Source organism: Oleiphilus sp. HI0061 (assembly GCF_001635675.1).
The window spans coordinates 1-447 of record NZ_LWFE01000855.1 but is presented as its reverse complement, the minus strand read 5'-3'; the positions used below and the strand labels follow the sequence as shown (position 1 = coordinate 447).

The following is a 447-nucleotide window of genomic DNA, read 5'->3' as shown; positions in this document are numbered from 1 at the left end:
AGCGAGGGTCGATAAAGGTACAATTTGCTGTAGAGTTCGCACATGCCTGGGCTAAACGCATATCGCCATAATCAACCGCTTCTTCCACATCATCCAACCAAAGTAGTGCATTTTTAGGGTAGTAGTAGCCAAGGAAGATAACGTTTTCAACACCATTTGCATCGATATTATTCAACAAATTAACGACATCAACATACAAGTCGTCAATCAGGTTTTTACAAGAAGAGCTTAAACCCCACCACTGATACCACTCTGTCTTACAGTTGTACCAGTCAAACATAGTAATGATAGGGATAAGAATATCGTTACCTGCAGCATCCATAACGATCGTCTGGATATTCGGATTATCGTTCTTGGCAATCTCGAATTGCGTTGCAATATCAGTTGCATAGATACCGCCCGTTACTTCTGCACCCGAGATAGTATATTGACGGAACGTTTCTCCAG

1 pseudogene is annotated in these 447 nt (G+C 41.8%); it reads right to left on the bottom strand.

The features are described from left to right. A pseudogene (locus tag A3735_RS30765) lies at positions 1 to 447 on the bottom strand (SGNH/GDSL hydrolase family protein); the annotation flags it as partial.